Source organism: Microbacterium sp. 16-032 (genome assembly GCF_041079455.1).
GTDB classification, from domain to species: domain Bacteria; phylum Actinomycetota; class Actinomycetes; order Actinomycetales; family Microbacteriaceae; genus Microbacterium; species Microbacterium testaceum_A.
The window spans coordinates 292,325-304,517 of record NZ_JBFYGQ010000005.1 but is presented as its reverse complement, the minus strand read 5'-3'; the positions used below and the strand labels follow the sequence as shown (position 1 = coordinate 304,517).

Sequence of the window (12,193 nt, the reverse complement as noted above, 5' to 3'; positions counted from 1 at the left end):
CCTGGAGGGGCCGGCGGCCTTACGGCCGTCGGCCCCTTCTGGGTTAGTCTGATTTGGTGTGCGCCCCGTCGCGTGCCGAGATCGTTCTGGAGGAATCTCCCTTGTTCAGCGCCATCGCGCGGGTTTTCCGCACGCCCGACCTGAGGCGGAAGATCGCCTTCACGCTGGGCATCATCGCCATCTACCGGCTGGGTGCCCACGTGCCGACGCCCTTCGTCGACTTCCCGAACGTTCAGCAGTGTCTGAACCAGTCGGGTGGTACCGAGGGTCTGCTCTCCCTGGTCAACCTGTTCTCCGGTGGCGCTCTGCTGCAGCTGTCGATCTTCGCCCTCGGGGTGATGCCGTACATCACGGCGACCATCATCGTGCAGCTGCTGCGCGTGGTCATCCCGCACTTCGAGACCCTCTACAAAGAGGGCCAGGCGGGTCAGGCCAAGCTCACGCAGTACACCCGCTACCTCACGATCGCGCTCGCTCTTCTGCAGTCGACGACGCTCGTCACGGTGGCGCGCTCGGGCCAGCTCTTCGGCTCCGCCGGTGTGCCCGAGTGCCAGCAGCTCCTCACCAATGACATCTGGTGGGCGCAGCTGCTCATGATCATCACGATGACCGCCGGCACCGGCCTGGTCATGTGGTTCGCCGAGCTCGTCACCGAGCGCGGCGTCGGCAACGGCATGTCGATCCTCATCTTCACCTCGATCGCCGCCACGTTCCCCGGCGCGATGATCTCGATCCTCAACGCCCGCGGCGTCGAGGTCTTCCTCCTCGTGCTCGCCGTCAGCATCGTGATCGTCGCCCTCGTGGTGTTCGTCGAACAGTCGCAGCGTCGAATCCCGGTGCAGTACGCCAAACGCATGGTCGGACGCCGCACCTACGGCGGCACGAACACGTACATCCCGATCAAGGTCAACATGGCCGGTGTCGTGCCGGTCATCTTCGCCTCGTCGCTGCTGTACATCCCGGCGCTCATCGCCCAGTTCAACCAGCCGCAGGCGGGCCAGGAGCCGGCCCCGTGGGTGACCTGGATCTCCCAGTACCTGACGCGTGGCGACCACCCGCTGTACATGCTCGTGTACTTCCTCCTGATCATCGGCTTCGCGTACTTCTACGTGGCGATCACGTTCAACCCGGTCGACGTCGCCGACAACATGAAGAAGTACGGCGGGTTCATCCCGGGCATCCGTGCCGGTCGCCCCACCGCCGAGTACCTCGACTACGTGCTCACCCGCATCACGCTGCCGGGCTCGATCTACCTCGGTCTGATCGCGCTGCTGCCTCTGGTGGCGCTGGCCACGGTAGGCGCCAACCAGAACTTCCCCTTCGGCGGAGCCTCGATCCTCATCATCGTGGGTGTCGGCCTCGAGACGGTGAAGCAGATCGACGCGCAGCTTCAGCAGCGCCACTACGAAGGGCTGCTGCGATGACCGCTCGCCTTCTGATCGTCGGGCCGCAGGGCTCGGGCAAGGGAACCCAGGGCGTCCGCGTCGGCGACGCCCTCGGCATCCCGGTCGTCTCCACGGGTGACGTGTTCCGCGCCAACGTCAAGGACGGCACGGAGCTCGGCCTACAGGTGAAGTCCATCATCGATGGGGGCGACCTCGTTCCCGACGAGCTGACCAGCGCCGTCGTACGCGACCGTCTGGCGCAGGACGACGCCGCCGAGGGATTCCTCCTCGACGGGTACCCCCGCAACCTCGCGCAGGTCATGCACCTCGACGAGTTCCTCGAGGGCCGCGGCGAGTCCCTCGATGCCGTGATCGCGCTCGTGGTGCCCCGAGAGGAGTCGCTGTCGCGTCTCACCGCCCGCGCCGCCGAGCAGGGCCGCGCCGACGACACCGAAGAGGCGATCGCGACCCGTCTGGGGATCTACGAGCGCGAGACGGCCCCCATTCTCGATGTCTACGGCACGCGCGGCATCGTGGACGAGATCGACGGGGTGGGCAGCCTCGACGAGGTCACGGCCCGGATCTTCGCTGCTCTCGAAGCGCGCGGCATCGCCGCGACCCCGGCCGCCTGACGTGGGGTTGCGCTCCTCGATCTACAAGAAGCCCGCGCAGCTGCGGTCGATGGTCGAACCCGGACTCATCACCGCCGATGCACTGGATGCCGTCCGCGCACTGATCGCGCCGGGCGTCACGACGCTCGAGCTCGATGCGGCGGCGTCCTCGCTGATCACGGCGCGCGGAGCGGTGTCCAACTTCCAGATGGTGCGCGGCTATCGGCACACCATCTGCGCCTCCGTGAACGAGGAGGTGGTCCACGGCATCCCGAACGATCGTCCTCTGCAGGCGGGTGACATCCTCTCGATCGACGCGGGAGCGGAGTTCCGCGGATGGAACGGCGATTCCGCTTTCACGATGATCGTGCCGGGAGAGGCGCCCGAAGAACTCGTGGCACCGCGTCGGCGACTGTCCGAGGTGACCGAGGGATCGCTGTGGGCGGGGATCGCGGCGCTCAGCCGCGCCAGCCACCTCGCCGAGGTCGGCGCGGCCATCGAGCAGTACATCCAGGAGCACGCGCCCGCGGGGGGCTACGGCATCCTGCGCGATTACGTGGGTCACGGCATCGGCCGCAAGATGCACGAGTCGCCGAGCATCTTCAACTACGCGGTTCCGGACCGCGGACCCGAGGTGCGCCCCGGCCTGGCCGTCGCGATCGAGCCCATGGTCGTCATCGGCGACCAGGAGACGTTCACCGAGGACGACGGGTGGACCGTCTCGACCGTCGACGGCACGGCCGGCTCCCATTGGGAACATAGTGTCGCCGTGCATGATGGAGGCATCTGGGTCCTCACCGCGCATGACGGCGGTGCCGAGAAACTGGCGCCGTTCGGTGTGGTGCCGAAGGAGATCGACTGATGATGATGGCCGCCGCGCGGAAGACCACCAACTGGTTCGCGATCGGGGTGACCGCCGCCGCTCTGGTCGTGGTCCTGATCGTCGGGGGAGTGGTGTGGTTCGCCAACAGCCAGGCGACCTCGCCCGGCACGCTGCCGCAGGCCTCCGCGGTCGACACCGAGACCGGTGCGATCTCCGTCGGATCGGGTGAGAAGACCGTCGACACCTACATCGACTTCATGTGCCCCGTGTGCAACTCGTTCGAGCAGGCGTACGGCCCGACCCTGCAACAGCTCGTCGACGACAGCACGATCACGCTGAAGATCCACCCGATCGCCATCCTCGACCGTCTCTCGCAGGGCACCCAGTACTCGACGCGTGCGGCCAACGCCGCGTACTGCGTCGCGGTGGACAACTCCGCGAACATCCCGGCGTTCGTGAAGGCGCTCTACGCCCAGCAGCCCAAGGAGAACACCGCGGGCCTCGATGACGCGACCCTCGCCTCGATCGCGACGTCAGCGGGAGCATCGGATGCCGTGTCCTCTTGCATCACGTCGGGCACGTACACCAAGTTCGTGACGGCGATGACGCAGAAGACCCCGTTGCAGCCGAACGCGACCAGTGTGGCCACGCCGACGATCGCCGTCAACGGCACCGTCCTGCAGAACCAGACCGACCTGTCCGGCGACCCGCAGAAGGACATCGTCGCCCGCCTCAACGGCTGACGACACTCCCGGCGAGTTGCCGGGTCAGGCGATACCACGTATGCTTGATCTTTGGTGCGTTGCGCCTTCATTGGCGTGTCGAAGCACCGAATCCCCATCCACCGCAGACCGGCCGGTCTGCAACTGAGCGTGAGCGAGTTTATGGCGAAGAAAGACGGTGTCATCGAGATCGAGGGCACGGTGTCCGAAGCACTGCCCAACGCGATGTTCCGTGTCGAGCTGACGAACGGGCACAAAGTGCTCGCGACCATCTCGGGCAAGATGCGGCAGAACTACATCCGCATCATCCCGGAGGACCGCGTCGTCGTCGAACTGAGCCCCTACGACCTCACCCGTGGTCGTATCGTCTACCGCTACCGCTGAGTCCGGCCGAGAAGTAACGAGCCGCTTCCGCGGTCTCGAAGACAGCGAAATCAGGAACATCATGAAGGTCAACCCCTCCGTCAAGCCCATCTGCGACCACTGCAAGGTGATCCGTCGTCACGGGCGCGTGATGGTGATCTGCAAGAGCAACCCGCGCCACAAGCAGCGCCAGGGCTGAGCTTCCAGCTCGACACCTTTTCCAACTGAATACACAACGGCAGGATCAGATCCCGTCCGCGAAGGCGGATGGGGGACACCTCGGGTCGGAGGCCCGAGCACCGATCCTGCTCCACACCTCCACGACACTCTGAGGAGAGCCGCATGGCACGTCTCGCCGGCGTCGACATCCCGCGCGACAAGCGCGTGGTGATCGCACTTACTTACATCTACGGCGTGGGTCGCACCCGCTCCGTCGAGATCCTGAACGCAACGGACATCAGCCAGGACATCCGCGTCAAGGACCTCACCGACGACCAGCTGGTCGCTCTGCGCGACCACATCGAAGGCACCTACAAGGTGGAGGGTGACCTCCGTCGCGAGGTCGCCGCCGACATCCGCCGCAAGGTCGAGATCGGTTCCTACGAGGGCCTGCGCCACCGCCGCGGCCTCCCGGTGCGCGGTCAGCGCACGAAGACGAACGCGCGTACCCGCAAGGGTCCCAAGCGCACCGTCGCCGGCAAGAAGAAGGCGCGCTAAGCCGCGGGCTGAGCGTCAGGATTCAGGAGAACGCACATGGCACAGGCCAAGTCCGCCGCGCGCAAGCCGCGCCGCAAGGAAAAGAAGAACATCGCCGTGGGTCAGGCCCACATCAAGTCGACGTTCAACAACACCATCGTTTCGATCACCGACCCCTCGGGTGCCGTCATCAGCTGGGCTTCGTCCGGCGGTGTCGGGTTCAAGGGCTCGCGCAAGTCGACGCCCTACGCCGCCGGCATGGCCGCGGAGTCGGCCGCTCGCCAGGCGCAGGAGCACGGCGTCAAGAAGGTCGACGTCTTCGTGAAGGGTCCGGGTTCGGGTCGTGAGACCGCGATCCGTTCGCTCACCGCGGCCGGCCTCGAGGTCGGCTCGATCCAGGACGTGACGCCGCAGGCCCACAACGGCTGCCGTCCGCCCAAGCGTCGCCGCGTCTGATGCGTTTCGTTCCCGGGGAGTGCTCGTCACTCCCCGGGAACGCCGCGCTCCCGCGCGATTCAGACTTCCGGATGCCCCGAGCGACCGTCGAGGTCACTTGGCATCCCGCGAGTACAACTCAACACCTCACCCCATTACACGTGTCATATAGCGGGCACGTGATCGAAAGGAACACATAGTGCTCATCGCACAGCGTCCCACTCTGACCGAGGAGAAGATCGGGGAGTTCCGCAGCCGTTTCGTCATCGAGCCGCTGGAGCCCGGCTTCGGTTACACGATCGGCAACGCGCTGCGTCGCAGCCTCCTGTCGTCGATCCCCGGCGCGGCCGTCACGAGCATCCGCATCGACGGCGTCCTGCACGAGTTCAGCACCATCCCGGGCGTGAAGGAAGACGTCACCGAGATCATCCTGAACATTAAGCAGCTGGTCGTCTCGAGCGAGCGCGACGAGCCCATCACGGCGTACCTGCGCAAGACCGGCGCCGGTGAGGTCACCGCCGCCGACATCTCCGCTCCCGCGGGTGTCGAGGTGCACAACCCCGAGTTGGTCATCGCGACGCTCAACGACACCGCCAAGTTCGAGCTCGAACTGACGATCGAGCGTGGCCGCGGCTACGTCTCGGCGACCCAGAACCGCAACGAGTACGCCGAGGCCGGTCAGATCCCGATCGACTCGATCTACTCGCCCGTGCTCAAGGTCAGCTACCGCGTCGACGCCACCCGTGCGGGTGAGCGAACCGACTTCGACAAGCTGGTGCTGGACGTCGAGTCGAAGGCCTCCATCGCCCCGCGCGATGCCGTGGCCTCCGCCGGTCGTACCCTCGTCGAGCTCTTCGGCCTCGCCCGCGAGCTGAACGTCGAGGCCGAGGGCATCGAGATCGGCCCCGCGCCGGTCGAGACCGTCCTCTCGAACGAGCTGTCGATGCCGATCGAAGACCTCGATCTGTCGGTCCGCTCGTACAACTGCCTCAAGCGCGAGGGAATCAACACCGTTTCGGAGCTGGTCGCCCTTTCCGAGACGCAGCTGATGAACATCCGCAACTTCGGTCAGAAGTCGGTCGACGAGGTGCGCGACAAGCTCACCTCCCTCGGCCTGTCGCTCAAGGACTCGGTGCCCGGTTTCGACGGCGCTCAGTTCTACAGCGGCTACGACGAAGAAACCGTCTGACCCCGTCGGACCCGACCGAACCTTCTCCTGGAGTAATAAGACATGCCCAAGCCCACGAAGGGTCCCCGCCTCGGAGGCGGCCCGGCCCACGAGCGTCTGCTTCTCGCGAACCTCGCGGCAGCCCTCTACACGCACAAGTCGATCAAGACGACCGAGACGAAGGCCAAGCGCCTCCGCCCGCTCGCTGAGCGCCTCATCACCTTCGCCAAGCGTGGCGACCTCCACGCGCGTCGTCGCGTGCTGAGCGTCATCGGCGACAAAGAGGTCGTGCACACCCTCTTCACCGAGATCGCGCCCCTGGTGGCCGAGCGTGACGGCGGCTACACCCGCATCACCAAGGTCGGCAACCGCAAGGGCGACAACGCCCCCATGGCCGTGATCGAGCTCGTGCTCGAGCCCGTCGCGAAGAAGGCGTCGAACAAGGCCGCTGCGGCCCCCGCCGCCGCTGCCGCCCCGGCCGCCGCCGAGGAGCCCACCGCCGACGAGACCGCTGCTGAGGAGACCTCGAACGACGAGGCCGCCGAGGCCGGCGCCGAGTCGCCCGAGGAGGGCGCTGCCGCCGAGGCCGCCGCCGACGACGCCGTCCAGGACGACGCCAAGGCCTGAGCCTTCTCGCTCGTACGAGGCCCCCACCCGATCAGGGTGGGGGCTTCGTCGTTCGCGCACGGTTGTCGCCCGCTCGCGTTCGCGAGCGCCCCTCGGCGCTCGTAGGCTGGAGGCGTGCGCATCCGTCTCGACATCGCCTACGACGGCTCGCATTTCCGTGGCTGGGCCCGCCAGCCCGGGCTGCGCACGGTGCAGGGCGATCTCGAGACCGCGCTCGAGCGCATCGTCGGGGGCTCACCGCGACTGATCGTGGCCGGGCGCACCGATGCAGGTGTGCACGCGAGCGGGCAGGTCGCGCATCTCGACCTCGACGAGGAGCAGGCGGCCCGTCTGCCCCGCCGCAGGCGTGACAACGACGAGGGGGATGCCGTCGCCGCCCTCGCCGGCCGCGTGCGGGGAGTCCTCGGTGCGTATCCCGACGTGACGGTGAGTCGCACGTCGATCGCCCCCGAAGGGTTCGACGCACGATTCTCGGCCGTCTGGCGCCGGTACAGCTACCGTCTGGCCGACGCGACGACCGGCTACGACCCCCTCGACCGGCTGCGGACGACCACACTGCGAAGCACGCTCGACGTCGAGGCGATGGATGCCGCCGCGGGGCGCTTGATCGGACTTCACGACTTCGCCGCGTACTGCAAAGCGCGCGAGGAGGCCACGACGATCCGGACCCTGCTCGAATACGACTGGCGGCGCGGTGACGACGGTGTGCTGGTCGCCAACGTGCGCGCGGACGCCTTCTGCCACAGCATGGTGCGCGCCCTCGTCGGCGCGTGCGTCGCCGTGGGGGAGGGGCGGATCGGAGTCGACGACGTCGTCGCCATCCGGGACGCGCGCCTGCGCATTCCAGAGACCAAGGTGCTGGCAGCCCGCGGTCTCGTGCTTGCCGAGGTCGGCTACCCCGCCGATGACCTACTCGCCGCGCGGGCCGAGCAGACGCGCAACCGTCGCGACGCCGACGACGCGGCATCCTGAATCCGCCTCGGGCGGCGTGAGCGCAACCCTCGCCCCGCTCTTCGACGCCGGTCGTATGCTGTGTGGGCCATGAAGGTCATCTCGTACAACCTCAACAAGCACCGCGCCGCCGGTGAGCTCGTCGCCCTCGTCGACACGCACGAGGTCGACGTGCTCTGCCTGCAGGAGTGCGACTCCACCGACATCCCCGAGCACATCGGCGGTCTCCGGCTCGCGGAGGCGACTCAGCGCAACCGCCTAGGTCTCGCCGTCTACTACCGCGAGAACACCTTCCGCGCCGAAGAGGTCCGTGCCATCGGGCTGAAGAAGTCCCTGCACGACTACGTCCTCAAGCCCGCGGAGGAGCGCATGCTGGGCGTGCGGTTGCGCGACATCGACGGCGGGCGCGACGTCATCGTCGCGTCGTTCCACGCGGCGCCGCTGACCGCGCTCAACTCCCTGCGCCGCCACCAGATCCGCACCGCTCTGGCCGAGTTGCAGAACCTCGGCCCCGGTCTGCCCGCGCTGATGGTGGGCGACTACAACTACCCGGTGTTCAAAGAGAACCTGGGGCAGAAAGTGCGAGACCAGGGGTACGAGCTCACCCTCAGCGATGCCCGCACCTACACCCGCTACCGCTTCTTCCGGGGCCACTACGACTTCGCGACGTCGATCGGGTTCGACATCGCGCACATCAAGACGCTGCCCCAGGGGCTCAGCGACCACCTGCCCATCCTCATCACCGCAGAGGTGACGCAGGGCCACAGCTTCGCGGCGTCGTGAACCGGTACGGCGATGAATCCCCGCGCCCCCGGCGCCAACGAGGCCAGCACCTGTGGTCGGCGGTACCCGCCTCCACGCCACCTACACTGGGGGGAAAGGTCCGGGGGAGGATTCATGCGTCTCGCAGCGCGTCGCCGCAGAGCGGTTTTCGTCACGGCCGTGGCGGTGACGGCCGTCCTCGGTCTCACCGGGTGCGGAGCTCCTCCGTGGGCTCAGGGTGGCGGTCAAGCGCCCGCGTCCGCGTCGCCCACGGCCACGATGACGACGGCCCCGCAGCCCGTCCGCAACGACCTGTCGAGCGGGTCCACGCAACGTTCGCTCACGGCAGGATCCGTCGCCGCCACGGTGAACTACTGGTCCACGCTCTCGATGGACCGCTGGACGGCGACCGCTCTCAAGCCCGTCAACCTCTCGATGGAGACGACGGTGACGCCCAACGACGGGCAGAAGGTGTACCTGCAGCGGGCAACGATGACGGCGGTACCGGGCAACGCGTCGCAGTCGTTCGCGGCGCTCTCGCCCCAGAGCGACCAGACGGATGCTCCGGGTTACCTGGTTCTCTCGCCGTACAGCTACTCGCAGACGTTCAACGTCGGAGAGGTTCCGGCGGAGGCGACATTCGTCACCCTTCAGTTCACCTTCGAGTTCTTGGTTCAGACCACCCCCACGTCGAACGAGTTCGCGAAGCAGACGGCCAGCGATTCGCTGACCGTGGCGATCGCGGGTGGCGGAGACGCCGGCACCGGCGGCTGATCAGGCTCTGACGCGCTCCCACCGGTCGCCGCCGTGGCGCGTCGCCTCCCCGGCCGCCGCGTCCGCTGCGGCGATGAGCGAGGTCAGATCGTAACCGCCGGTCGCCGCCGGAACCCATCCGACGCTCGCGGAGAGCTGGATGTCGATGAAGGCGGAGACGTCGAGTTCGGTGACCCGGCGGAGGACGGAGCGCACGTGCTCGCGGAGTACCGAGTCCGGACGGGAGACGACGACCACCACGCGGCCGCGGATCTCCCGGCCCAAGTCCGCCTCGGCGGGAAAGGTATCGGCCACGATCGCCTCGAACTGCGCGACCAGGCTGAGCCAACCGCTCTCGCCCGCAGCACTGCGCAGCTGGGCGGGGTCGTCGAGACGGACGCTCAAGACGGCCCACGATTCCTCGTGCGCGCGCTCCGCGCGAGACAGGCGGTCGGTGGCGGTGACGACGAAGTGCGGCCAGCTCGATGCCGCGCGTCGGCCACTCGGGGAGACCGAGGTGAAATACAGCAGTGAGACCGTGGCGCACACGAGGAAGATCAGCATCCCCAGCCCGTTGAGGACTCGCGGCAGCTCGAGATCGCCCAGCGTCGTGGGCGCGGCGAGCCCCGAGATAAGCGTCCCGACCCCCAGCGCCACGAAGGCGGCCGAGACGACCGTCAGGGGGAGCGCCAAGCGTTCAAGGCGGTCGGCGGCGAGACGCAACTCCCACACGGTGAGACCCGCGAAGACCGAGGAGCCGACGAACGCCAAGCGGAACACCAGACCGTAGGCGCTGAGATCGGTGACGAGGACGAACACGAGCGCCGTCGCCACGGCCTGGGCGGCCCCGACCCAGGGAAGGGCGCGCGCCCCGCGACGCGCACGGAAGCCCGACCAAATGAGGGCGGGGGCCCCCAGCATGAGACCGAGGCCGGCGCGACGGACGGTCTCGTCCTCGAGGATCGCCCCGGTGACCGAGACCCAGGTGCTCGACATCGCCAACACGAACGCCAGCGACCACAGCAGCGCGGATCGGGAGGGACGGTGCAAGAAGCCCAACCCGATGATCATCACGGTCCCGAGGGTCGCGACCGTCGCCTGCGCCAAACCGAGATTGGACAGGACGTCCGACGGCATCAGGCGGCTCCGGCTTCGGCGCGGGCGGGCAGGATCACCGTGACCGTCGTGCCTGCGCCCAGCTCGCTCTCGAGGAAGAGCGAACCGCCCTGATCCTCGACGATGCTGCGGATGATGCCCATTCCGAGCCCGGTCCCGGGTGTGGGGCTCTCGCGGACGGACTGCGCGCGGAAATACGGATCGAAGACGCGCTCGAGGTCATCGGGGTGGATGCCGATCCCCGTGTCCGCGAAGTTCAGGATCACGTCCTCCTCCGAGACCTCGCCCGAGATGCGGATCGTTCCCCCCGCCGGGGTGTACTTGATGGCATTGCTCAGGATGTTGTCGAACGCCTGGCGGAGACGGAAGGCGTCTCCTCCGACCTCGGCCGATTCCGGCAGATCGTCCACGACGCTCACCCGACGCGCTGCGGCCGCGGGGCGGAACGACGCCAGCGACGACGCGATGATCCGACTCGCGTCGGCGGCGACGGGGGAGGAGGTTTCGCGGAACACACCTCGAGACGTCGCGAGGATCTCGGAGATGAGCTTCTGCATCCGCTCGCCGGCGCCAGCGATCACCTCGAGCTGCTCCCGGACCTTGGGGGACAGGTTCGGATCGTCGAGGGCGAGATCCGCGTGTCCGATGATCGCCGTCAGCGGGTTGCGCAGCTCGTGGGACACCGTGGCGGCGAGGCGTTCACGGGCGCGCTCCGACTCGATCAGTGCGGTGATGTCGTGGACGATCAGCAGCGTGCTCTCGGGCTCGTCTGAGGAGATGAGTCGTCGGGTCGAGGCGGACAGGGCGTGCCACTCCCCGTGCGGATCGAACAGCCACACACGCTCGTCGTCGAACTGCTCGCCCCGCGACGCGCGCGCGAAGGGTCGCTCCGCCTCGGGCAGGGGCTCGCCTCTCAGCGTCGCGTATTCGACAGCCGACCCGGGGCGCTGCGGTTCGTCGCGCTCGACCCCGTAGAGGGCGACGTAGGTGTCGTTCAGGGCGAGCACCTCGCCGTCCACCGACAGGCGCGCGATGCCGGTGTCGAGCCCGTTCAGCATCTGCGAGACGCGCCGTTCCTGACCGGACACGCGCTGGAGAGTTCCCTGCAGACGGCTGGCCTGCCGTCGCAGCAGCTGCTTGAACGCCCTCGTCTGCCGGGCCGAGAGGAACGACGTGATGGCGATGAAGGCGAGCGACAGGAGGACGACGATCAGTCGGAGCGCCGTCACCGGGCCGGACGCGTTCACCGTGGCATCTACGACGATGATGACGCCGACCGCGCTGATCGCCGAGATCAGGTAGACGAGGGTGAAGTGGGTGGCGATCCAGATGATGGGGAAGACCCAGAAGTAACCGAAGCGGAGGTCGGTTCCGAAGCTCAGCAGACCGATGCCGATGATGTCGCCGAACGGGATCGCGGCGACCGCCGACCGAGGGAACTTCTGCCAGGGCACCACGATGGCGATCGCCGTGAGCGCGATGATGACGCCCACACCGGACGAGAACGGCCACAGCGAGAAGAGGGAGGGCTCGAGAGCCTGGACCAGCAGCACCGTGATGACCACACTCGCGCCCAGCACCAACTGCAGGAGCCACACCGAACGCGTGCGACTGCCCGGATTCGTCGTGTCGTCGTCGGGAATGCCCTCCGGAGGAACCGCCGGGGGGACGCTCCTCAAGGATGCCATTCTCCGAGTGTATAGAGAGTGGTGTAGTCTTCTGCGCGCCATCCTGTCTCTGCTCGCCGCGCGTGATCCCGATCGCGTCGCCCGGTCAGACTC

15 protein-coding genes are annotated in these 12,193 nt (G+C 67.6%); 13 read left to right on the top strand and 2 right to left on the bottom strand.

Features of this window, described 5'->3' with window-relative positions; all coding sequences use genetic code 11:
- The first annotated feature begins 101 nt into the window (after nt 1-101).
- The 13 genes from secY (at nt 102) to AB6V31_RS12680 (ending at nt 9,317) form a co-directional block, all read left to right on the top strand.
- Complete coding sequence (gene secY / locus AB6V31_RS12740; protein ID WP_056226277.1) at nt 102-1,424, top strand: preprotein translocase subunit SecY; 1,323 nt, start codon at nt 102-104, stop codon at nt 1,422-1,424.
- Entirely contained in the window at nt 1,421-2,017 is a 597-nt protein-coding gene (locus AB6V31_RS12735; protein ID WP_056226282.1) for an adenylate kinase, read from the top strand. Before secY ends, AB6V31_RS12735 begins: the two co-directional genes overlap by 4 nt.
- A 1-nt stretch (nt 2,018) precedes the next feature.
- On the top strand, nt 2,019-2,858 hold the full coding sequence (gene map / locus AB6V31_RS12730) for a type I methionyl aminopeptidase (RefSeq protein ID WP_369366043.1): 840 nt from the start codon (nt 2,019-2,021) through the stop codon (nt 2,856-2,858).
- Complete coding sequence (locus tag AB6V31_RS12725; RefSeq protein WP_056226285.1) at nt 2,858-3,562, top strand: thioredoxin domain-containing protein; 705 nt, start codon at nt 2,858-2,860, stop codon at nt 3,560-3,562. Before map ends, AB6V31_RS12725 begins: the two co-directional genes overlap by 1 nt.
- A gap of 141 nt (nt 3,563-3,703) precedes the next feature.
- Complete coding sequence (gene infA, locus AB6V31_RS12720) at nt 3,704-3,925, top strand: translation initiation factor IF-1 (protein WP_013583992.1); 222 nt, start codon at nt 3,704-3,706, stop codon at nt 3,923-3,925.
- Nucleotides 3,926-3,986: 61 nt separating this feature from the next.
- Entirely contained in the window at nt 3,987-4,103 is a 117-nt protein-coding gene (rpmJ, locus tag AB6V31_RS12715) for a 50S ribosomal protein L36 (RefSeq protein WP_005050492.1), read from the top strand.
- 143 nt (nt 4,104-4,246) lie between these two features.
- Nucleotides 4,247-4,621, top strand: a complete 375-nt coding sequence (rpsM, locus tag AB6V31_RS12710) for a 30S ribosomal protein S13 (RefSeq protein WP_056226287.1) — start codon at nt 4,247-4,249, stop codon at nt 4,619-4,621.
- 36 nt (nt 4,622-4,657) lie between these two features.
- Nucleotides 4,658-5,056 (top strand): 30S ribosomal protein S11, encoded by a 399-nt coding sequence (gene rpsK, locus AB6V31_RS12705; protein WP_013583990.1) that lies wholly within the window; start codon nt 4,658-4,660, stop codon nt 5,054-5,056.
- 178 nt (nt 5,057-5,234) lie between these two features.
- Nucleotides 5,235-6,224 carry a DNA-directed RNA polymerase subunit alpha gene (locus tag AB6V31_RS12700; protein ID WP_056226291.1) on the top strand — a complete coding sequence of 330 codons (990 nt, stop codon included), beginning with the start codon at nt 5,235-5,237 and terminating at the stop codon, nt 6,222-6,224.
- 42 nt (nt 6,225-6,266) lie between these two features.
- The gene (gene rplQ, locus AB6V31_RS12695; RefSeq protein ID WP_056226294.1) at nt 6,267-6,830 is read left to right on the top strand and encodes a 50S ribosomal protein L17; all 564 of its coding nucleotides are present in this window, start codon (nt 6,267-6,269) and stop codon (nt 6,828-6,830) included.
- Nucleotides 6,831-6,944: 114 nt separating this feature from the next.
- Nucleotides 6,945-7,802, top strand: coding sequence for a tRNA pseudouridine(38-40) synthase TruA (truA, locus tag AB6V31_RS12690; protein ID WP_369366041.1), 858 nt, complete (start codon nt 6,945-6,947; stop codon nt 7,800-7,802).
- 69 nt (nt 7,803-7,871) lie between these two features.
- Entirely contained in the window at nt 7,872-8,564 is a 693-nt protein-coding gene (locus AB6V31_RS12685) for an endonuclease/exonuclease/phosphatase family protein (protein ID WP_074696433.1), read from the top strand.
- A 114-nt stretch (nt 8,565-8,678) separates the two neighbouring features.
- Entirely contained in the window at nt 8,679-9,317 is a 639-nt protein-coding gene (locus AB6V31_RS12680; protein ID WP_369366039.1) for a hypothetical protein, read from the top strand.
- Here AB6V31_RS12680 and AB6V31_RS12675 read toward each other — a convergent pair whose 3' ends face one another.
- Together AB6V31_RS12675 and AB6V31_RS12670 are read right to left on the bottom strand one after the other, a co-directional pair.
- The gene (locus AB6V31_RS12675) at nt 9,318-10,433 is read right to left on the bottom strand and encodes a hypothetical protein (protein ID WP_056226306.1); all 1,116 of its coding nucleotides are present in this window, start codon (nt 10,431-10,433) and stop codon (nt 9,318-9,320) included. It abuts the gene before it with no gap.
- Nucleotides 10,433-12,100, bottom strand: coding sequence for a sensor histidine kinase (locus tag AB6V31_RS12670; RefSeq protein ID WP_369366037.1), 1,668 nt, complete (start codon nt 12,098-12,100; stop codon nt 10,433-10,435). The genes AB6V31_RS12675 and AB6V31_RS12670 overlap by 1 nt, the downstream gene beginning before the upstream one ends.
- Nucleotides 12,101-12,193 lie beyond the last annotated feature (93 nt).